Origin of the sequence: Aliivibrio sp. 1S175, from assembly GCF_001690985.1 — a bacterium.
Lineage (GTDB): Bacteria > Pseudomonadota > Gammaproteobacteria > Enterobacterales > Vibrionaceae > Aliivibrio.
This window is the reverse complement of sequence record NZ_MAJS01000011.1, coordinates 82,459-100,836: the sequence shown is the minus strand read 5'-3', so window position 1 is coordinate 100,836 and position 18,378 is coordinate 82,459. Positions and strand designations below refer to the sequence as shown.

Below are 18,378 nucleotides of genomic sequence, written 5' to 3'. Positions count from 1 at the left end.
TAAGATTTATTTTCGTTTACTGATAAAAAATAAGAGAGCATAAAGAAGGCTTAACCCATAAAGCCCACTCATATTTAACAGCACACTAGGCAAACCAGCACCTTGTTGATTTAACTTCAAAAAGCCATTTATCGCAAAACCACTTGGCAATAAATGCATTAAGTCAGTTATTAAACTAGGTATAAGTTCTGTCGGCCAAATAAACCCAGCACTAAATACGATAGGCATAGAACTAAATAAAACGACCAAAAGAAGGCTTTCTGCTGTTGGCATCCATCGAGCAAGCAACATTCCTAATAAGATAACCGATGAAATAAATGGAACCAATAAAACGATTAATTCTAAGGCCGTTGCAAAGCGACTGATATCATAATGGTTAAAGACAGCACCAAAGTAAAAACACGCCAGAATTAATTCAGAAAATAAGAAAATACAAAAGCGTACGATTAAGTGTGACGTCGTATTTTCAGATACCTTGCTCGCTTTTTGTCGAACCCCTACCGCCATTAATAATGTCTGCTGTAAAATTAATACAAAAACAGCAGGAACGACGTATTGAACGTAACCCATATTGTGATTAAACACAGGAACATAATTTGATTTAAACGGTTGAAACGTATCTATTGCAGTATTAATAGGCGTTCCATCTATCGTCATATTTGCTACACGATATTCAGCGGCAAGAGTTCCTCCCGCTTTCATTAACCCCTCAATAATTGTTCCATAAATTAGAAAGTACGATGCATCACCGGCATAAGCGACCGTTGGCGCTTGACCCAATTGTAAGTTAGTTGAAAAGTCGTAAGGAATTACGAGAAAGCCACTCACTGTATTATCTAAAAATTGTTGCTTTGCTTGATTTATGCTTTCAGCTTGTTCAACAACATTGAGTTGTTGAGATTCATTGGCCATACGAATAAATTTTCGACTTAGGTCTGACTTATCCATGTCGACAACGGTGATTTTTTGCTCTTCAGGGCTTTGGTTTAAATAAGGCAATGGGTATAAAAATGCATAAAATAATACGCCACCGATCATCGCAAGTACAATCGTACTATTACTGAATATAGCCTTTGCTTCATTTTTAACTAACGTGAGAAATGACATGAATTACTTCCTTAGTCGCGAAATAAGCAGTAGTAAAGGCAATGTAAATAACAAAAGAATGCCAACATGAGATAATGTTTGATTAAAAACATAGCCATAGTTAGCTTGTTCTATTTGAGAACGGACAAAATGACTTGCTGGTAAAATAGAATGCCAGAATGTAGCTAGACCGTTCATATCCGTAACCGGAAAAGTAACCCCAAGAAAGGCAAAACTAGGTGCAGTATAAGCACCCGATATACTCATTGCTTTGACTATGTCGTTTGTTCCATAACCAATTACAGTACCTAAACTAATACTTGCCAGTGTCATTGCACTCATCGTCACAAGAAAAGAGATTATTTGAGCATCAAACGGGAACTGTAAAATACCATACAAGAAGTAAAACAGAACTGCTCCTAATGACATTCCAACAATAAAATACACGCAGATAAACTGCGCGATACTGCTCAATGTTTGTGAGTCAAACCATTCTCTTATACTATTCTTATTACTGCGCACCATTTCATTTTTCATTGCCCAAATCATCCCTACAATAATAGCCATTTGCCAAATCGCAGGTAAGATTGCAGAAACCAAAAATTGATTATAACTACTGCCTAAATTGAATAAAGGCGTTACTTGGACTTTGATAGGTACAGCTGAGTTTATTGCGTGAGTCCACGTAGACGTCTTTGTACTTAATGTTTTAACAGCCGCTAATTTTGCTTGTGTCGTCATGTCCGTTTGCATTAAGGCTGAGCTGATTTGCTTTGCTATAAGAATAAACTGTCCGTTATAAAATCCGGACACTTGTGGACTCTTTCCTAATAATACATCTCGTTCAAAATCTCGTGGAATTACGATGTAACCATAATTATCACCATTCTTTAGCGCCTGGTTTGCTATCAACGTATTAGGTTGAATAGAGCGAACCGCTAGTGTAGGTGTCGCATCGTAATCACGAGTGATCATTCTTGATAAACTTGATTGATCAAGATCCACCACATCGATAGGCAGGTCTCGGACAACAGATGCAGAGAATACCCACCAAATAATCAACGACAACACCAATGGTAAACCAAAAGTAACAGCAATTAACCATGGATTTGAGCAATAAGAACGCCAAAATGCTTTCATAAAAATCAACTATAACCGATTGATGTGCTGAGTTAATCAAGTTTAACTATGGCACTCATTCCTACTCGCAGATTAGGAACTTCATTAACAGGATGCGCTTCAATTTCAAATGTTTTTAAATCGAAGCCTTGGCTATTATCAGTCGCACGCCACGTTGCATAATCACCCATAACAGAAATATGAGTAATTGTGAATGGAACCGTTTGATCTAATGCAGGCAAATACACATCTATTTGTTGGTCTTTTCTATAATTTTTTAGTTTATCTTCACGAACATGAAAGACAGCCCATGCTTTTTTAATATCAATCACACTAACAACAGGAAAACCTTGAGGTGCAATTTCACCAGCGTTAAGCATGACTTGAGATACTTCACCGTTATACCAACTGTCAATTTTTGTATCTGCTACATAAGCTTCAACTTCAGCAACTGAACCCATAGCCATTTTTACTTTTTCATTGGCTGCACGTTTTGTTTGAGAGCGAGCCCCTTCTTTTGCCATTTGATACATTTGGTAAGCCGCACTTTCTGTATACTTTGACGCTTGCCATTGAGTATATGTCTCATCTTTCTTTTGCTCAGCAACAACGCCATCTTTATATAAGTTATTTACACGAGCATAGGTTTTTTCAAGCAATTTGTTTGCTGCTTTGGCTTTTTGCCATTGATCTTTTGCCGCTGCAATTTGTTGTATTCTTGCACCTTGTTCAGCTTCTTCAGCCAACGCACTCGCAGCTGCTTCACCCGCTTTAGCTTGGGCTAGTTTAGCTTCAATTTCAGGGCTATACAGTGAGAATACGGCTTGCCCCTTTTCAATCATCTCGCCTTTTTTAACGTATATATTTTCTATACGGCCAGGAACTTTCGACGAAATATTATATTGTTCAGCTTCAATTTGCCCTTGCAACAATTCAGGTCGAGGTTGATACGCAGCCCAAAAGCTATACCCAACCCAACTAATAACACCAATGACAACGCAGGCACCTAAAATTTTCTTTGATGTACTCATTATATTACCCTTGTCTCGCTTGAAGTTGATATTGAACGAACGTATCAGTTTGATTACTTAATGCCAATAATTTAACCAGTGAAATGACATAATTAAACGATGCTAATGAACGTTGAGTTTTAATACTAGCTAGATATAATTCAGCATCAACTACATCCAATGACGTAGATAGCCCTTGTTTAAATGCCTTCTCTCTTAGAATTACATTTTCTTGAGCTAATTCAATACTAGACGCTAGTCCATAATATTCATCTATTGCTTGAAGTGCTTGTCGATATGTTTTTTCTACCAGTAAGGAAAGATCTTGTTTCGCTTGTTTTTTTAAATACTGAACTTGTTGAATTGCACTATGGGCTGCTACTACTTTTTCTGAACGTCCTTTGTTATCTAATAAAGGAACATTCATACCTATTCCTACCATCCAATCAGGTGCAATTTCTGCAGACAAACTATCACCTTCATACAGATTATAGTTACCGTACAGATACACTTCTGGATAATATCGACCTTTCTCTGCTTTAACTAAGCTTTTAGCTTGAACTTCTTTAGCATCTAATAATGCAAGGCCTGGATACGTATCTAGTGTGCTATCAACAAACGAATTAAGTTGAGGAAGTGATTTATTAATAAACAAAGTGGTTTCAGGGGTGACGGCGTCACTTTCTTGTAGCATACGTATTAACGCTGCATTTGCTATATCGCGATCTTGTTCAGCTTTTCGTAAATCAACTTTTGCTTTGTCGTAAGAAGCCTCAGCTTGTAAACGCTCTACTTTAGCAATTTGGCCTTGCTGCTCTAATTTAATGGCGTTATTACGATGCTTTGCAAGACCTTGCTCTACTTCACTGTAAGTTTTAACGACTTCACTTGTTAAAACCACGCTAAAGTAATACTTAGCCAGATCTTCATAAGACGCTTGTTGCTTCATTAATAATTGATTACGAGCTTCTTCTGTTTTACCTTCAGCGGCACTTTCTGCTGCAGATATACGGCCACCAGTAAAGATTGGCCAGATAGCGCGTATTGAGCTAGTGAAAATATCACGTTCAGTTAATGTTGACGTAACAGGACCAACTAATTGACTGAGCAATGGTGAACTTGTTCCTGTACTATCAATAAGCTGTTGGCCAGAAACCGTAACATCATCATCTAGATAAGTATAATTTGCACTTAAGGTTATAGAAGGAAGATTAAGATCAGAAGTGCCAGAGGCTAACGCTTCCTGGCGCTCAACATTAGCGCGCTCGGCAGCAATACCATTATGATTTTTGAGTACATTTTGCCATGCGCTGTCAAAATCGACTGATTTAGCGCACACAGACAGAGAAAATAATGTTGTAAATAAAGCAGATATTCGTGAAATTTTAAGCATAAACCCTCCAATTAATAGAGTATAAACTCTAAACAGTTAAGGATGCAAAAAAAAAGCTCATCGAGGGTATCGATAAGCTTTTAAAAAAATAAAGATGATTACTTCGTCATACGAATTAGAGATAAGCCAATTAGCCACTCTAGATCTTTACGACTCTCTTCGCCGTATAAATCTTCAACCATACCGTATAGACGTTCAATACCATTATTTGCAAACTCATGTGCATTCGCAGAAGTAACAATATGGTGGAATAAAAGACGTAGAATTGCGCGGAATTGTTCATCTTCTAGAGATGCTATCCAACTGTTGATAAATGCTTGTTTATCACCTTGCATCTCAAGACGTTCAGCGAACAAACGGAAAATACGACCGTCTAATGCAGCAGTAAAGTCTGTTTTCTTTGGAAAGTGATGGCTAATCCCCGTTCTCGACACACCGGTTTGTTGGCTTAGCGTCGTATATGACATCTTGTCATAGCCTAAGCGTAATAGTTGATCAATAACCGCATCCATGATTTTTTGGATAGTGATTTCAGTATCTTCTTTACTTCTTTTTGGCATAATAAAGCTCTTCTAATGTAATTAGTCCATTAAGAAATCAATCATAAAAATTAACTAAATATTTCATAGGGTTAATTTATAAGATTCAACTCCATTTGTCTGTTTTTTATAGTTTTTTGCATGATAAATATCATATCGTAACCTAACTGCTAATGATGCCTCAAAATTAAGAATCGTTATTTAACAGAATTTTAGATCACTATTTCACTCATGCAACCAGTCGTTATTAATTCATTCTGCGTTATACAGTATGGAATTACAATACACCGCTCTGGATTATGACAAAGATTTGTCATAAAGGTTCATATTTTGAGATTCTCATCCCAAGTAACAATACTGTAATGGAATATTTACTTAAATGTTACTAATGCGTATTTACTAACAATACCACTATAAATGATAGTTTTCTGATACAAAGAAGAATAATATAAAGACATTGATACTACTAAGGATATAAAAATGACTTCTGAAGTTGAACAAAACGTACCGTGTGATTCTTGTGGCTGTAGCGCAGAAATGGGGTTTATTATTAAAGAAGGCGATGATGTTGCTGAAGTCAGCATCTTTGCAGATAACAAAGCACAACTAGAAACCGAATTCGCAAATTACTTGTCTCTTGCAAAAGAAGTATGTGACGAAGTAGAACACAGTATTAAACTATCTGAAGATGAAAAAGAGCTACACGCTCGTTTAAAGTTTTCTTGCAGTGCTGAAAAATTAATTTATGAATTGAAAACACGCTCTCTTACTCGATAATAAAGAAGCATAATAGTCCAATATAAAAAAGGCTCTCATTTATGAGAGCCTTTTTATGTAACATGCCGATTAAGCAGCGTGAATATTGCTTGCTTGAGGGCCTTTTGGACCTTGTTCAACATCAAAAGTTACTGCTTGGCCTTCTTTCAACGTTTTGAAACCTTCTGATTGAATCGCGCTGAAATGTGCAAACACATCTGGTCCATTCTCTTGTGCGATAAAACCAAAACCTTTCTCTTCGTTAAACCATTTTACAGTACCAGTTGCTTTAGACATTACGTCTCCTTAATCTTAAATTTAATTACTTGCGACTTTATTTATCGCGCCGGTATCAAATACCGAATTTCACTATATCAAATGTATTTTCATAAAAAAAATGCAAAAACACGACCCTTATCACTGATTTGAAATTAAACTTATTTCCTATCTTGCCGATATTGAAAGTAAGCCATAAACCTAAGTTGCCTTTTATATGTCTAAATTAAATATTGCTCTCATTATCATCTTTATATCAAGTGCTACCTCTCCACTATCAATGGCTAAAACACTTAATAAACATCGCCTTATTAATCATATTGATAGCTATGGGAATATCAGCTTAAGAAATACAAATTATACAGAGCTACCAGATAATCTAGAGCTTAAAGGTAACGTAAATCTAGCCAATAGTAAGATAATTAAATTACCGAAAGGGCTTATTGTCGATGGCAATCTAAATCTAGCAAATACAGTAATCAAAACAATCCCTCGTGGTACACAAGTAAAAGGTTATTTAAATTTAGCAGGTACAACTCAACTTAAACGCTACACTCGTGGTATTAAGGTTGATGGATTTATTAACTTTGCAGGCTCCGGACTCACAAAATTGCCACCACGCTTAACCGTAAATGGGGATTTAAGCGTGATTAGAACGCCCTTGACTCTCTTACCGAAACAACTGACCGTGAAAGGTAATCTATACCTTGGGTATTCGAAAGTTACCACCCTGCCTGATGATCTGATTGTGAAAGGTAATATCTACCTTGGTGGCCAACAAATTACTGATTTTCCTGAATCAATAAAAGTAGATGGTTATATTTTTAAGTAGTATTACAATAGAGTCATCATTCTTCTTTAGGCGCAATAATGTTAGACAATCTACATCAAATGGTGATCTTTGCGACAGTAGCTAATGAGTTAAATTTCACTCGTGCTGCCGAGAAATTGGGGATATCGAAATCCCACGTATCTAAACAGATTAAAGCATTAGAAACCCGTCTAGATTGCCAACTCGTTCAACGTAATAATCGCTCAGTCTCTATTACAGAATTAGGCCAGCAATACGCTGAATACAGTCAAAAGCTCATTGATACAGCTTATGAAGCAGATGCTTTACTTGATGCTCATCATGGCCGCATCTCTGGAGTATTTAAAGTCGGTATCGCACAATCTTTTGGCAACCGCCATATAATTCATGCGTTAGCTGATTTTCAAGCACAATTTCCAGAAGTAGAATTAGACGTCAGTCTTTTTGACCACAAGCCAAAATTACTTGAAGATGGATTAGATTGTTGGATAGCCATTCACGATAATATCCCAGAAGGTATGGTGGCTCGTAAAATTGCTGATTGTCGCTTCATTGTCGCTGCGGCGCCTAGCTACATTGAACAGCATGGCCTACCTTCTCGTCCTGCTGATTTAGCACAACATAAATGCATCGCTTATCAGAGCAATGAACGTAAATTTAATGAGTGGGAATTTACTCGAGATGGCGTTCATCAAGTAGTTAAGATTCAAAGTATTTTTAAAATAGATAATGCCTCTGCCATTTTAGATGCAACAAAAGCCGGTGCGGGAATTTCGTATTTAGCGAGTTATTTGTTGGAAGATGAATTTGAAAATGGAAGCTTGGTTCGTCTATTAACGGAGTGGAAAGCAGACATGGTATTGCCAATTTATGCAGTCTACCCTAGGCGTCAGCACTTGCCCCCAAAAGTTCGTACTTTTATTGATTTTCTATCCCAACAAGTTGGTAACCCTCCTCATTGGGATAAAAAACTATTTCTTTAATTCTATTCTTTTGTTGCTGTTATTACTGTGCGTTTTTTACTGGATTAGCATAAAGCGCACGTAAGAATGGTTGCTCTTCTAAAGACAATTGTGCCAGTTTGTTTTCTAGCTCACGTTTAACTTCAACAGTAACGTCATCCGACTCAACATTTGCTGCGGCATAGTTAATTGGGAATAAATGATAGTTCTGGTTAATCTGTTGATCCATCATTTCTGCTAATTCATCAGCAGACTCTGGCGCAGAAATGACAACATCACCAAAATGAATATGGATACGTTTTTTATGTCCAATAATTCCTTTAATAATACTATCTATATCTTCAAACTCACCTTTTTTATAAGAGCCAAGTGTTGCCACTGCATTTAATTCTTTGGCTTTTTGAACATCTAATGGATCGTTTTCGTAAGAGATAGAAACAGGAACAATTTTTAGACTATTCATGTATTCAGAAAAGTTTTCTTTACGCTTTCTACCTTCAACGTGGAACATTTTTAAAATAGCTGGATCGGTAAAGTCATTCCCATCCTTCGCTCGTCCTTCTTTTTGAGCAATCCAAATTGAGTTATTTGTTTCTAGGGAATGCTTAATATAAGAGGACAAAAGACCAAGAGCTTTTAGCATTTGGCGTGGAGCCTTAGCTGAGCGCTTAACAATAAAACTTTTGTTTAATTTCATTAACTCAGTACTGCAAGGTTTTTTCAGTAAATTATCACCAATTGCAATTCTTACCGTTTGCATTTTATTGTTATATAAAACCCAGTTCATTAAAGCAGGGTCCATTGCAATATCACGGTGGTTAGAGACAAACAAATAGGCTTGATTTGGGTCTAGCTTATCTAATCCTGTATAGGTAATGCCATTAGTTGTCTTTTTAACGGTCTTATTTAAATAAGACGCGACGTTAAGTTGGACATCTTCTATTGTTGTGATTTTTGACAATGAACTGCGTAATTTACAGCGAAGTAACGGTGCTAAAAACCAAAATAGAAACTTAGACGCTGATGGAAACTTGTAATGCAGGATCGCGGTAATGAATTCATCATCAGAAATTAGACGCTCAATTGCAGCAGGAACTTCATCATCACTATACGGGCGAATTTCTTGATAGATATCTTGTGTGGTCATTTTTAGACTTCTGGTTACCGAAAAAGGAAGTAAGGCCTATTCTACTTGATTTTATCCCTCTTGTACGTGATCAATTACAGAGGTCATACCATTGATGACTAAATATAATACTTATCACAGAGAATCCGTTGATTTTTGAGCTAAAATCAGTAAAGTTACGGGCTTAAATTTAGAGGTTATTATGAAAAACGCAATTACGTTTCAATCAGAGACACATTCTCATCTTCTTTATACTGCTCGTAAAAAAAAGAATCATTATGAGTTAATTTCGGTACAAACCGGTGCGGTTCTAATTCGCCTAGGAAAATGGGAATATTTAGTGCTACCTGGTGAATCGTTCTGGTTACCTTTTGATGCACTAAGCGCCATGACCGTGGTTCCTAACTCAACCATCTCGACCACTCAATTTTCTATTAGAACAAGAGAATCTCTGCCTCATCAAGGTGGTTATGTTGAGATGACACCTCTTCTTATCGCTGGCCTAAATAAACTACAATCACCAACGATGCTAGAGCAAGCTCAACAACGTTTATTGTTGGTTATTCAAGATGAGTTATTAGAAGCCTCTTTACATACTGATTTATCTGACGAATCTAAAAGCATTAACGCTTATTTATCGGCATTAACAGAAAATAAGACGACCACTGGATACTCGGTTTCTCCTGATATGATGATGGCGTTAAAAGTACGAGAAGCAGATAAAATGCGTAAATCAGGTGTGAAGAATGACATGATTGCTGCACGATATTTCTCTGGAAATGTGGATTTTCTGTTGCAGGCTTGCTCTATATTGGCTTAATCAGAAACACTATTGTTCGTGAAAGACTAAAGTCAGTTATTCACGAACAAGGTGTATTATTGGAATGGAATCTCAAACTGCATAAATACTTGGTCATCTGCACTATCATGCCAGCGATAATCAATACGGAAACGAGGCGTTTTACCTTCATCTTCCCCGCCAAATGCTAAGCTTAATTGCAAACCATAGCTTTCTAGCCATTCTCCGTAAGATTTAAATTCTTCAATTTTTTTATCGTAATATTCTTCAGGTTGCCAAACCGTAAACCCTACTGCACTATCACTCAAATACCCTGTAAGTAATGGATCATCACCAGTGCTGTAAGCCCATTTATCCCAGTAACTTTCTTCAAAAAGATCATCTTCAATTTTCTGAGTCATGTCTGTTAATTGAGTAATGAACTGATTAACCTCGAATAAGGGTATTAAACAATTTGAATTACTTGAATAAATTTGACGAGAATAGCTGTCATAACTTTCTTGAAAACAAGTCGCTTTATCCTCTGCACTCGCATGCAGTGGTATCGCAATCATCAAACTTAATAAGCTGACTTGTCTTTTCATAAATAACTACTCGTATAAGCGGTGCGCAGAAATATATTTTTCTACACCCTTTGTTGTTAAGTGAGCAATCGACTCACCATCTTGTATTGCTGTTCTAATATCCGTACTTCTTACTGGTAATGTTTCAGGACAAGCCATCACACTCCAACGTTGTACTATTTCATCTGATTTATAAAATTTGCTAAATTGAAGTAAATTATCTGGTCCAATGATAAAGGTAATATCGGCGGTACGATGTAACTCTTGAAGCTTTTTTAACAAAGAAAACGTAGTCACACTTTGTTCTGGGATATAGATCTCTTTTTCCAATGTTGATAACTCAAGGTTATTCATATTTAGATCATTAACAAATATCGAAACCATCTCAATTCTAGTTTCATATGAAAGCATTGATTTCCCCCAAGCGTGAGAAATACTTGGAACTAGCAATACTTTATCAAAATGACTTAACCGCTCTAAAACACTTTTATGCCCAAGGGACGGGGGATTAAAGGCACTACCAAATACAGCTATCTTCATTAATGGGTCTCTTTACTTTCGATATTATTAATTAGCATAAGTGAAAATTTCGTCGATGACCATCCTATCCCCCTATTAAACTGTCATTAATTGGTTAAATTCAGTATGATTATTCTAATTAAGTGTGAACTGTCTCAATAAAGTAAAGGAATGAGAATGCAGCAGCAGATTGTTGAAGAAATGAAAGTAAAAGCGTTAATTGACCCGACTCAAGAAATACAACAACGTGTCGATTTTATTAAATCTAAACTTATTCAATCTCATTGTAAATCATTGATCCTTGGGATCAGTGGTGGTGTTGACTCAACGACGTGTGGACGCTTAGCACAAATTGCAGTGAATGAATTAAATGAAGAGTCTCAATCATCAAGCTATCAATTTATCGCCGTTCGTTTGCCTTATGGAATACAACAAGATGAAGATGAAGCTCAACTTGCTCTTTCTTTTATCAAACCAAGCCATTCTATTAGTATCAATATAAAAGACGGTGTTGACGGCTTGCATGCTGCCAATCATATCGGGCTTGAATCAACCGGTTTATTACCAACAGATAAGTCTAAAGTCGATTTTGTAAAAGGCAATGTGAAAGCCAGAGCGCGTATGATTGCGCAATATGAAGTTGCTGGTTATGTCGGTGGTTTGGTATTAGGTACTGATCATTCAGCTGAAAACATTACTGGCTTTTATACTAAGTTTGGTGATGGTGCGTGTGATTTAGCGCCTTTATTTGGATTAAATAAACGCCAAATTAGAGAAGTTGCCGCTGCACTGGGCGCACCTGAACAATTAGTAAAAAAAGTGCCAACGGCGGATTTAGAAGAACTAGCACCACAAAAAGCAGATGAAGACGCACTTAGTGTCACTTATGATCAAATTGATGACTTTTTGGAAGGCAAAAAAATTGATGCCGAGGCAGAAGCAAGATTAATTAGAATCTATCAACTGTCTCAGCATAAACGCCTACCTATTCCAACGATTTACGATTAGTCGCAAAGAATAGGAAGACTACCTGTTTGATTGACCAAGGCTTCTTTTGAGGCTTTGGTCATTTTTTTTATACGGTATTCATATCGCAACGCTAGCGATTTAGAATCTACTTGATGTGACCACTCTAGCGTTAAAGGTCCCTTACCTCTTAAATATTTCGCTCCTTTTCCTGTCTGATGCATAAGAAAGCGACGAGATAAGTCATTAGTAATACCGCAATATAGAGTATCTAGTCGAGTTCGAACTAAATAGATACTCCACTCTGTATTTGTTTTCGTCACGTTAACTAAGCTAAAACATCATTAATTAATTGCTTTAGCTCTGCGACTTCAGCTCGCAGTAATGCAACTTCTTGTTCTAGTTCATCCATTCTTTGCGTATTGTCATTACTGGTCTGCTCTGAATGGGTATGAGTATGAGTATGAGTATGATTGACGGCAACACTGTCCTCGATTTCTCCACAGAATAAATGGCCATATCTTGCTTCTCGTTTTCCTGGTTCTTTCTCAAGTTTCACAACTTTTGGTGATGCCTCTTCTGAACATAATTTATTTAATACACTTTCTACTTGAGCAACGTTATCAAAATCACACAGACGTTGAGTTCGAGTGCGTAATTCCCCCGGAGTTTGAGGGCCACGTAGAAATAAAACACATAGAATAGCAATTTCTTGTTTTGATAATTGAAGGCTACCAAATTCGGTATTACAAAAACGATGCTGATATTTAGCAACTCGTGCATTGCCACGAGTTTCATCAGTAACTAATCGATCATTAATTAATGAATTAACCGCATCAAGAACCTCTGAATCGGTCATTGATGTGACAGGGTCACGGTTGCTTTTTTGATTACATGCAGTTGTTAATGCATTGAGCGTTAAAGGGTATTGTTCTGGTGTTGTGATCTCTTTTTCAATTAAACAGCCAATAATACGAATTTCTGCTTGGGTTATAATTCTCATTCTTTACTTCCTTTACTTTAATCGATTATGCATACGATACAAAGTGTGAGCTCTGTTACCAAATACTACTGTTAACTCTGTAATTAGTAGCTATCCCCTGTTCTATTCATGATAGTATTCTTTCGTTAGTTTAATATCAATTGGAGAAACACACATGGGCCTTTTTAGTAGCAGGTCTACCTCTGCCTCTTTATCTATTATCGCTAAAGGTTGTCGTGCTATTGGCAATATCGAATCAGATCAAAGCATTCAAGTTGATGGTTTCGTTCAGGGAAATATCATTACAGACGCGGAAGTAATAATTACTCCGACAGGTCGAGTCCAAGGTGACATCAAAGCAAGATTAGTATTAATCAATGGGCTAGTTGAAGGTACATGTCAGGGCGGAGAAGTAAATATCCAACCGAAAGGAAAGTTTAAAGGGATAATGCAAACTCAGCAGCTAACGATTGAAAAAGGTGGTTTGCTTATCGGTGAAAACCGTGAGATTGTGGAAGTTGAAAAAGTGACAAAGCTTTCTCCAAACAACCAAGAAAATCAACCTAAAAGTAAAGCCAGTTAATAAACGGCTTAATTCAATTTTTTTAGCACTGTATTGATCTTGTTATTGTTTTCATTACTGCATTTATGATTTAATCAAGATAGTAGCTATTAAATATTATAGGAAATTAAAATGAACAACGTTTTTGAAATTATCAACCAAGCTCGTCGTAAAAATAAACTAAAACGTGAACTACAAGACAACCAAAAGAAAATTCGTGATAACCAAAAGCGTGTAACATTGCTAGAAAACATGCTTGATTATATTCACCCTACTATGTCTACTGACGAAATCATTGCTGTTGTACAGAATATGAAAGCAGATTACGAAGACCGCGTAGATGACCACATCATTAAAAGCGCTGAAATTTCAAAATCTCGCCGTGACATCAGCCGTAAGATCCGCGATCTTACAGAAGCTGATAAAAAAGCACACAAATAATATTTTTCTTAATAAAAATGGAGGCCTCGGCCTCCATTTTTTATTTATTCAATTTTTCTGCAAGAGCTTCTGGTGTTACGTCGTCAACAGAGATAAATATTGATTTAACTTCACCGGTTGTGCTTCGCATTGGATTAAGCGTGACATTTTGATACATGAATTCACTTTGTTGGGTAATAGGTCTGACATTACGACAACGAAATAAATAAGGTCTTTGCCGCCAAATTACAAAACTCCGCGTTCCCAACTCAAAAACGGGCTTTGATTTCGCTCTAAACCAATCTTCATGTATTTCAGGAAAAACAGTAAATAATGATTTACCCATGACATCATGCGATTGTTTTCCACTGTGATGAATCATAAATCCATTCCAAAGATGGATAGTAAATTCTTTATCTACAACGATTAAACCAACATCAACATTTTGTACTATATCAACCATCCAATGAAACTGCTCGAACTCGACAGGGATCCCATTCATTATTCATCATCCAATAAGTAAGCAAGTTTATTATCTAAAATTGGAAGTGATTCATCCACTATCATTAATAACATGTCACATTTAATATTTGTATTGTCAATATTATAACTGACCTCAAATGCCATTATTCGATTAAACGACCCTTTTGTTGATTCCAAAACACTATCAATAGAAATATGTTGCCCAAGCAATACTGGCGCACTTTGGAAAAAACGAACCTCCGATTGTTCCCCGATGCCTTTTAAGAATGCACCAACTAATATATTAGACACATCCATTAACAGTTCTAATTCTAAACTTGTATCATTGGATTCAGGGTAATCCATTAATTTAACAAGGTCACTTACACTTGAGTCACTTAATAATACTAATGCTTCTCCTGCAATACCTTCACCACTAAACCCCTGGCACACGCCTGACATATCCTCATTACTGGCCAAATGACGTAATGTCATTTGTAATTCACTCATTTCAAATAAATTAACGTTAGGCAAAGGCATATTAACAAAAACATCAAAATGGCGCGCTAAAGAATCTGCTGCACGACCAATTGCAACGTTCGCCACTTCTAAATAAACATCTCTACGACGTAATTGAATTGGCATTACAGGCTGTGGTGAATACGCTAATTGACGCTCAGGATGGATCCCGATTGATGTTAATGTCGAGATTAAAGTGGCTTTATCTAGCGGTTTTTTTATAAAGGCTTTTGCACCAAGTTCCGAAACTCGTAATTGTGCTTTTGGTTGAATATCACCGGAAACGACAACAACTTGGGTATTGATTTTACGGATATTAATTTGTTCTAACGTACCGTAACCATCAAGTTCTGGCATCGTTAAATCAAGAAATAAAAGATCGTATGAGTCAACTTCAAGTTTAGCAATCGCATCCCAACCGTCCTGAGCAAACTCTATTTTTGCTCCCCATGATAACGGTATAACTCGAGATAATTGCTTACGAGCTAATGCAGAGTCATCACAAATTAAGATGGAAATTGCCATCTAGAAACCCTTTTTAAGTAAAACTATCAAGACTATAGCAAGAAATCTAATTCATAGATACGGTATAGCATAATACAAAAACAAGAAGAGGAGCCAAGGCTCCTCTTCTTGTTTTAAAACTGATTGTCTCGGTTAAGCTATTTTTTGATTTTTCTTAAGCAGTTCTGCAGATATTTTTGCATCTTTAATTTTGAACCAAAGATATGTAGTCACTATTAAGAAGAATAAATAAGATACTGAGAATATAAATGGCGAAGTGATTAGATCCGCTTTCATACTAAAAACAACGCCAATAACAGTTACTGCAATCTTAGAAAATAAACCTAACATCAGTAACAGTAGTGCCATTTGTGGGTATCTAGTCGTTCTAAAAGCAAACCAATGGCAACAACCAACAGCTAACGAAGCAATACTTAACCCTAAAATAAAGGAATGAAAATGCTCAGCAGCAGCTACGCCACCTAAAGTTGAAACTAAAAAAATAAGAAATAATTTCATAATATACCTCGAAGATAAATTGAGAGCATCCTTTCAATTTTGGAATCTTTGTTTCCGGTATATTCTATCGCTTTCTATTTTAAATTCAACTATATGAAAAACAACGAAATGTAAAAAAAATGTTACAATAATATCAGTTTACATTGAAAAGAAATAAGAGTGACCTGTTGTAATTTTAGTTTCTTAGAACTGGCACATTTAATGTAAATTAATTGTTAATTTTAGCCTATTCCCAACAGAAAAAAACACATAAATAAATTAATTTATTTTGAACTGACACAAAAAAAGCACCCAAATTTGAGTGCTTTTTATTAATGCTATAAATAAGTTTAAAAATTAAGCTTGAGAAGCTGCTACGTAATTTTCTAACTCTTCAACTTGCACTGTTGTGATGTAATTACCATCTAGGTAAAAAGCAATTCCATCTTCCGCTTTCTCGCCACGTAAAACTTGTTGCGTACCATCAAGTAATGCTACATGCATTTCTAATGTATTTTCATCAATTTGCTCAAATGATGCGCTTTTTACATTGTTATTCACTTGAAGCGGCGCAATTGGTGCTTTTGTCATTGATGCGTCAATTTTATCATTAACTTTAAATACCGCACCACCAACATCGCTATCTACAACTGCAGGACTTTTACCTGTAATAATGTTTTTACCTGTCCAGAATTCAATTGAGTTGAAAACAAACAGATCGGCAAATGCTGCAACACCATATACAGGCGCTAATAAAACATATAGTCCAGCACGACCATAGCGGTTATCTACTGCTTTTAAGTTACCAAATGCAACTAATTTTGACACGCCCATTTGACCCATACAACCAGTTAACGTTGTTACGCCTAATGCTAATACTACTGCTAATTTAATTTTCTTAATATTCATGTTTATCCATATTTTTAGTAATGTTTTTTCGCGGCGGATATTATCAAGCAATTGATCATAAAAATAGCCTTAATATCATTAATTTACACTAACATGACAAAAAAATGTGGTTTAGCGTCAAATTTATGATACTGCCAAATTTGAAATATTAGATTGTAAAAATGTGGTGTGATTTTCATACAGAGTATTCCAATACATATCAACTACTGGTAGACTCCGCCCAGATTTACGTGACGAATGTCATACTTCCAATAAAGAACCATAAAAAACATACATTTAATTGTAATAAACTTTCAACTCACTGAGATTGCGATGAAAAATATCGATAAAGCAATGCGTATCCTGCTAGCAGGCTTCTGTATTAACCTATGTTTAGGAATTCTTTACGCATGGAGCGTATTCAACAAGGCTCTTGTTACTGATATGGGCTGGACTGCTTCACAAGCGTCCCAACCTTATGCAACTGCAACAATCACTTTTTCTATCTGTCTTTTAGTTGCAGGTATTCTTCAAGATCGCATGGGTCCGCGCTTAATTCTTATCTTTGGTACTGTTTTAGTAGGCCTAGGTATGATCGCATCAAGCTTTGCTGACACGGTATTAATGCTAAATCTAACGTTTGGTGTGATGACAGGTGCTGGTATTGGTTTTGGTTACGCTTGCCTTGCTCCTTCTGCAATGAAATGGTTCCACCCTTCCAAGAAGGGAATGGTTAATGGTTTAATCGCGGCGGGTTTCGGTCTTGCTGCAATTTACCTAGCTCCAGTAACTTCTGCTCTTATTTCAATGTACGGTATTCATACTAGCTTTTTAGTTCTTGGTATTGCGATTCTTATTATTGCTGTTCCACTAGCGACAACAATTAATAATCCACCTGAAGGTTACCAACCAGAAGAGCCAAAAGTAAAAGCAGGTCAATCACCTGTTGCTACACGTAAACCAACGGATCTAAATTGGAAGGCAATGCTTAAAACGCCTCAGTTTTATTCATTATGGATTATGTATGCATTTGCAGCTTCTGCTGGTCTTATGATCATCGGTAACATTACTACTATCGCAAGCATGCAAGCTAACCTTCCAAACGCGGTTTACTTAGCCTCTCTTCTTGCTGTATTTAATTCAGGCGGCCGTGTTGCTGCTGGTATGCTTTCAGATAAAATTGGTGGTGTGAAAACATTACTTATTGCATTTATTCTTCAAGCAGCAAACATGGCTTTATTTAGCATGTATGACAACGAAGTAATGCTAATTATTGGTACTGCTGTTGCTGCTGTTGGCTATGGTACGCTTCTGGCTGTATTCCCATCGCTAACTGCCGAATTCTACGGCCTGAAAAACTACGGTACAAACTATGGTGTACTTTACACATCATGGGGGATTGGTGGTGCAATCGGTGCGGCTGTTGTTGGTTACTCAATGACACAAGGCGGTGATTACGCATTAGCATACACAATTTCTGCTGTAATGGTTGGTATCGCTATTGTATTAGCGTTAGTAACAAAACCTATCTCTGAAGAAAAAGCACAACAGTTAAGCCCTGCTACTGCTGCTTAAATATTCTTAATAAAATCAAGCCCGTTTACCTATAGGTAAGCGG

The 18,378-nt window shown here is 36.5% G+C and carries 23 protein-coding genes; 8 read left to right on the top strand and 15 right to left on the bottom strand.

Translation table 11 applies throughout. From position 1 onward, the window contains the following. Positions 1-6: 6 nt before the first annotated feature. The 5 genes from A6E06_RS05720 to A6E06_RS05700 form a co-directional block, all read right to left on the bottom strand. On the bottom strand, positions 7-1,107 hold the full coding sequence (locus tag A6E06_RS05720; RefSeq protein WP_065593140.1) for an ABC transporter permease: 1,101 nt from the start codon (positions 1,105-1,107) through the stop codon (positions 7-9). Positions 1,108-1,110: 3 nt separating this feature from the next. Next, positions 1,111-2,226, bottom strand: coding sequence for an ABC transporter permease (locus A6E06_RS05715; RefSeq protein ID WP_065593141.1), 1,116 nt, complete (start codon positions 2,224-2,226; stop codon positions 1,111-1,113). Positions 2,227-2,258: 32 nt separating this feature from the next. Continuing rightward, positions 2,259-3,236, bottom strand: coding sequence for an HlyD family secretion protein (locus A6E06_RS05710; protein ID WP_065593142.1), 978 nt, complete (start codon positions 3,234-3,236; stop codon positions 2,259-2,261). A gap of 4 nt (positions 3,237-3,240) precedes the next feature. Continuing rightward, positions 3,241-4,608 (bottom strand): TolC family protein, encoded by a 1,368-nt coding sequence (locus A6E06_RS05705; protein ID WP_065593143.1) that lies wholly within the window; start codon positions 4,606-4,608, stop codon positions 3,241-3,243. A gap of 98 nt (positions 4,609-4,706) precedes the next feature. Then, the gene (locus tag A6E06_RS05700) at positions 4,707-5,168 is read right to left on the bottom strand and encodes a TetR/AcrR family transcriptional regulator (RefSeq protein WP_065593144.1); all 462 of its coding nucleotides are present in this window, start codon (positions 5,166-5,168) and stop codon (positions 4,707-4,709) included. A 459-nt stretch (positions 5,169-5,627) separates the two neighbouring features. Between A6E06_RS05700 and A6E06_RS05695 the strand changes: the two genes are divergently transcribed. Further along, positions 5,628-5,924: a YfcZ/YiiS family protein gene (locus A6E06_RS05695; protein WP_065593145.1), complete on the top strand. Its 297-nt coding sequence runs from the start codon at positions 5,628-5,630 to the stop codon at positions 5,922-5,924. A gap of 69 nt (positions 5,925-5,993) precedes the next feature. Here the strand turns inward: A6E06_RS05695 and A6E06_RS05690 are convergent, their stop codons facing one another. Next, a complete protein-coding gene (locus A6E06_RS05690; protein WP_061005313.1) occupies positions 5,994-6,200 on the bottom strand; it encodes a cold-shock protein in 207 nt (68 codons plus the stop codon). Between the two features lie 196 nt (positions 6,201-6,396). On the opposite strand from A6E06_RS05690, the gene A6E06_RS05685 reads away from it, so the two are divergent. Continuing rightward, positions 6,397-7,011 carry a hypothetical protein gene (locus tag A6E06_RS05685; RefSeq protein WP_065593146.1) on the top strand — a complete coding sequence of 205 codons (615 nt, stop codon included), beginning with the start codon at positions 6,397-6,399 and terminating at the stop codon, positions 7,009-7,011. Positions 7,012-7,049: 38 nt separating this feature from the next. After that, a complete protein-coding gene (locus A6E06_RS05680) occupies positions 7,050-7,973 on the top strand; it encodes a LysR family transcriptional regulator (RefSeq protein ID WP_065593147.1) in 924 nt (307 codons plus the stop codon). A 22-nt stretch (positions 7,974-7,995) separates the two neighbouring features. Here A6E06_RS05680 and A6E06_RS05675 read toward each other — a convergent pair whose 3' ends face one another. Then, positions 7,996-9,099, bottom strand: a complete 1,104-nt coding sequence (locus A6E06_RS05675; RefSeq protein ID WP_065593148.1) for a 1-acyl-sn-glycerol-3-phosphate acyltransferase — start codon at positions 9,097-9,099, stop codon at positions 7,996-7,998. A gap of 181 nt (positions 9,100-9,280) precedes the next feature. Between A6E06_RS05675 and A6E06_RS05670 the strand changes: the two genes are divergently transcribed. Next, entirely contained in the window at positions 9,281-9,898 is a 618-nt protein-coding gene (locus A6E06_RS05670) for a hypothetical protein (RefSeq protein ID WP_065593149.1), read from the top strand. A 56-nt stretch (positions 9,899-9,954) separates the two neighbouring features. Here the strand turns inward: A6E06_RS05670 and A6E06_RS05665 are convergent, their stop codons facing one another. Continuing rightward, positions 9,955-10,461 (bottom strand): hypothetical protein, encoded by a 507-nt coding sequence (locus tag A6E06_RS05665; protein WP_065593150.1) that lies wholly within the window; start codon positions 10,459-10,461, stop codon positions 9,955-9,957. Positions 10,462-10,467: 6 nt separating this feature from the next. Next, the gene (locus A6E06_RS05660; RefSeq protein WP_065593151.1) at positions 10,468-10,980 is read right to left on the bottom strand and encodes a nicotinate-nicotinamide nucleotide adenylyltransferase; all 513 of its coding nucleotides are present in this window, start codon (positions 10,978-10,980) and stop codon (positions 10,468-10,470) included. Positions 10,981-11,136: 156 nt separating this feature from the next. On the opposite strand from A6E06_RS05660, the gene nadE reads away from it, so the two are divergent. Beyond that, the gene (gene nadE / locus A6E06_RS05655) at positions 11,137-11,967 is read left to right on the top strand and encodes an ammonia-dependent NAD(+) synthetase (RefSeq protein ID WP_065593152.1); all 831 of its coding nucleotides are present in this window, start codon (positions 11,137-11,139) and stop codon (positions 11,965-11,967) included. Here nadE and A6E06_RS05650 read toward each other — a convergent pair. Both A6E06_RS05650 and A6E06_RS05645 read right to left on the bottom strand, forming a co-directional pair. After that, positions 11,964-12,248: a GIY-YIG nuclease family protein gene (locus A6E06_RS05650; RefSeq protein ID WP_065593153.1), complete on the bottom strand. Its 285-nt coding sequence runs from the start codon at positions 12,246-12,248 to the stop codon at positions 11,964-11,966. The two genes, nadE and A6E06_RS05650, sit on opposite strands and share 4 nt — an antisense overlap. 5 nt (positions 12,249-12,253) lie before the next feature. Then, entirely contained in the window at positions 12,254-12,928 is a 675-nt protein-coding gene (locus tag A6E06_RS05645; protein ID WP_065593154.1) for a YceH family protein, read from the bottom strand. A 154-nt stretch (positions 12,929-13,082) separates the two neighbouring features. Between A6E06_RS05645 and A6E06_RS05640 the strand changes: the two genes are divergently transcribed. Both A6E06_RS05640 and A6E06_RS05635 read left to right on the top strand, forming a co-directional pair. Next, complete coding sequence (locus A6E06_RS05640; RefSeq protein ID WP_065593155.1) at positions 13,083-13,490, top strand: polymer-forming cytoskeletal protein; 408 nt, start codon at positions 13,083-13,085, stop codon at positions 13,488-13,490. 111 nt (positions 13,491-13,601) lie between these two features. Further along, positions 13,602-13,910, top strand: a complete 309-nt coding sequence (locus tag A6E06_RS05635; RefSeq protein ID WP_065593156.1) for a DUF496 family protein — start codon at positions 13,602-13,604, stop codon at positions 13,908-13,910. A 40-nt stretch (positions 13,911-13,950) separates the two neighbouring features. Here the strand turns inward: A6E06_RS05635 and A6E06_RS05630 are convergent, their stop codons facing one another. The 4 genes from A6E06_RS05630 to A6E06_RS05615 form a co-directional block, all read right to left on the bottom strand. Beyond that, positions 13,951-14,391, bottom strand: coding sequence for a PAS domain S-box protein (locus tag A6E06_RS05630; RefSeq protein WP_065593157.1), 441 nt, complete (start codon positions 14,389-14,391; stop codon positions 13,951-13,953). Beyond that, entirely contained in the window at positions 14,391-15,395 is a 1,005-nt protein-coding gene (locus A6E06_RS05625; protein WP_065593158.1) for a response regulator, read from the bottom strand. Before A6E06_RS05625 ends, A6E06_RS05630 begins: the two co-directional genes overlap by 1 nt. A gap of 132 nt (positions 15,396-15,527) precedes the next feature. Further along, positions 15,528-15,893: an NADH:ubiquinone oxidoreductase gene (locus tag A6E06_RS05620; RefSeq protein ID WP_065593159.1), complete on the bottom strand. Its 366-nt coding sequence runs from the start codon at positions 15,891-15,893 to the stop codon at positions 15,528-15,530. A gap of 336 nt (positions 15,894-16,229) precedes the next feature. Next, complete coding sequence (locus A6E06_RS05615; RefSeq protein WP_065593160.1) at positions 16,230-16,781, bottom strand: DUF3332 domain-containing protein; 552 nt, start codon at positions 16,779-16,781, stop codon at positions 16,230-16,232. Between the two features lie 312 nt (positions 16,782-17,093). Between A6E06_RS05615 and A6E06_RS05610 the strand changes: the two genes are divergently transcribed. After that, positions 17,094-18,335, top strand: coding sequence for an OFA family MFS transporter (locus A6E06_RS05610; RefSeq protein WP_065593161.1), 1,242 nt, complete (start codon positions 17,094-17,096; stop codon positions 18,333-18,335). Positions 18,336-18,378 lie beyond the last annotated feature (43 nt).

Coding starts and splice junctions, on each gene's coding strand:
- A6E06_RS05720 (WP_065593140.1), bottom strand. CDS start 1,107: ATGTCATTTCTCACGTTAGTTAAAAATGAAGCAAAGGCTATATTCAGT.
- A6E06_RS05715 (WP_065593141.1), bottom strand. CDS start 2,226: ATGAAAGCATTTTGGCGTTCTTATTGCTCAAATCCATGGTTAATTGCT.
- A6E06_RS05710 (WP_065593142.1), bottom strand. CDS start 3,236: ATGAGTACATCAAAGAAAATTTTAGGTGCCTGCGTTGTCATTGGTGTT.
- A6E06_RS05705 (WP_065593143.1), bottom strand. CDS start 4,608: ATGCTTAAAATTTCACGAATATCTGCTTTATTTACAACATTATTTTCT.
- A6E06_RS05700 (WP_065593144.1), bottom strand. CDS start 5,168: ATGCCAAAAAGAAGTAAAGAAGATACTGAAATCACTATCCAAAAAATC.
- A6E06_RS05695 (WP_065593145.1), top strand. CDS start 5,628: ATGACTTCTGAAGTTGAACAAAACGTACCGTGTGATTCTTGTGGCTGT.
- A6E06_RS05690 (WP_061005313.1), bottom strand. CDS start 6,200: ATGTCTAAAGCAACTGGTACTGTAAAATGGTTTAACGAAGAGAAAGGT.
- A6E06_RS05685 (WP_065593146.1), top strand. CDS start 6,397: ATGTCTAAATTAAATATTGCTCTCATTATCATCTTTATATCAAGTGCT.
- A6E06_RS05680 (WP_065593147.1), top strand. CDS start 7,050: ATGTTAGACAATCTACATCAAATGGTGATCTTTGCGACAGTAGCTAAT.
- A6E06_RS05675 (WP_065593148.1), bottom strand. CDS start 9,099: ATGACCACACAAGATATCTATCAAGAAATTCGCCCGTATAGTGATGAT.
- A6E06_RS05670 (WP_065593149.1), top strand. CDS start 9,281: ATGAAAAACGCAATTACGTTTCAATCAGAGACACATTCTCATCTTCTT.
- A6E06_RS05665 (WP_065593150.1), bottom strand. CDS start 10,461: ATGAAAAGACAAGTCAGCTTATTAAGTTTGATGATTGCGATACCACTG.
- A6E06_RS05660 (WP_065593151.1), bottom strand. CDS start 10,980: ATGAAGATAGCTGTATTTGGTAGTGCCTTTAATCCCCCGTCCCTTGGG.
- nadE (WP_065593152.1), top strand. CDS start 11,137: ATGCAGCAGCAGATTGTTGAAGAAATGAAAGTAAAAGCGTTAATTGAC.
- A6E06_RS05645 (WP_065593154.1), bottom strand. CDS start 12,928: ATGAGAATTATAACCCAAGCAGAAATTCGTATTATTGGCTGTTTAATT.
- A6E06_RS05640 (WP_065593155.1), top strand. CDS start 13,083: ATGGGCCTTTTTAGTAGCAGGTCTACCTCTGCCTCTTTATCTATTATC.
- A6E06_RS05635 (WP_065593156.1), top strand. CDS start 13,602: ATGAACAACGTTTTTGAAATTATCAACCAAGCTCGTCGTAAAAATAAA.
- A6E06_RS05630 (WP_065593157.1), bottom strand. CDS start 14,391: ATGAATGGGATCCCTGTCGAGTTCGAGCAGTTTCATTGGATGGTTGAT.
- A6E06_RS05625 (WP_065593158.1), bottom strand. CDS start 15,395: ATGGCAATTTCCATCTTAATTTGTGATGACTCTGCATTAGCTCGTAAG.
- A6E06_RS05620 (WP_065593159.1), bottom strand. CDS start 15,893: ATGAAATTATTTCTTATTTTTTTAGTTTCAACTTTAGGTGGCGTAGCT.
- A6E06_RS05615 (WP_065593160.1), bottom strand. CDS start 16,781: ATGAATATTAAGAAAATTAAATTAGCAGTAGTATTAGCATTAGGCGTA.
- A6E06_RS05610 (WP_065593161.1), top strand. CDS start 17,094: ATGAAAAATATCGATAAAGCAATGCGTATCCTGCTAGCAGGCTTCTGT.